A 1083-nucleotide genomic window follows, 5' to 3' on the forward strand; every position below is an offset into this window, starting at 1 on the left:
ATGACGGATTGTAATATGAAGTGCGACACCTACTGAAAATAAATAAAAAAGGGCCCATGGCCGGATTCGTGTAGAATGAAGGTTCCTACACCACATTCACACAAGGAGAATCCACCATGAGCTACACACATCTTAGCATAATTGAGCGCAGCAAGCTAGAAATCCTCCATCGGCAAGGTCATAGTTCAAGAGCCATCGCAAAGGAATTGGGAAGGCATCCTTCGACGATTTGTCGTGAGTTGGAACGCACTACATTTTCCGAGGTATACCATGCGGAACAAGCCCAGCAAGCGTACCATGAACGGCGAAAAGCTTCTGTATCGCCAGGCAAGTGGTCTATGTCCTTAGCGAATTCGCTGGAGGAAAAACTCCATGAGACATGGTCTCCAGAGCAAATCATGGCACGTTTTCGCATGGATGGTTTGCCTGTTGTTTCCTTCAGAACGATCTATCGCTGGATATACAAAGGCAGACTGGTTCAAGGCATGCTACGGGTTCTCCGTCATAAAGGAAAGCGACAGAAACCCTCTGAAACTCGCGGTAGATTCCGCGTTGGAAAGCCCATTGCTGAGCGTCCCAAAGAGGTTCGCTCTCGTGAAACATTCGGACACTGGGAACTAGACACGATGGTTTCGAGTCGTGGAAAAAGCAAAGGATGCATCGCCACATTCATTGAACGTAAGACACGTCTGTATACGGCCATACTCATGCCAGATCGAACAGCCTTATCGATGGAAATTGCCCTTGGCGTAGCCATCTCACAATATCCGAAGGGTACGTTTCTCACCGCTACGGCAGACCGTGGTAAAGAGTTTGCCTGCTATGCGAATGTGGAAGCCACCCATAACCTGGACGTTTATTTTGCTGATCCGTACTCATCTTGGCAAAGGGGTTCCAATGAAAATGCAAACGGGCTACTTCGAGAGTTTTTCCCGAAAGGATTGGATCTTGCCGAAGTGGAAGATGACGAGCTTGCCCGTTCACTCGATTTAATCAATAACAGACCCCGTAAATGTTTGGGATGGAAAACCGCTCACGAATCTTTTTCAAAGGAACTGTCGCACTTGGCTTGACAATTCGTCA

The 1083-nt window shown here is 47.7% G+C and carries 1 protein-coding gene; it reads left to right on the top strand.

Annotated elements, in window-relative coordinates; translation table 11 throughout:
* Window positions 1–116 precede the first annotated feature (116 nt).
* Complete coding sequence (locus MH215_RS28935; RefSeq protein ID WP_239294292.1) at window positions 117–1073, top strand: IS30 family transposase; 957 nt, start codon at window positions 117–119, stop codon at window positions 1071–1073.
* Window positions 1074–1083: the final 10 nt, after the last annotated feature.

Source organism: Paenibacillus sp. ACRSA (assembly GCF_022346845.1).
In the GTDB taxonomy this organism is placed as follows: domain Bacteria; phylum Bacillota; class Bacilli; order Paenibacillales; family Paenibacillaceae; genus Paenibacillus.

Bases quoted from the DNA above. Each gene is read 5' to 3' on its own strand.
- MH215_RS28935 (WP_239294292.1), top strand. From the start codon at position 117: ATGAGCTACACACATCTTAGCATAATTGAGCGCAGCAAGCTAGAAATC.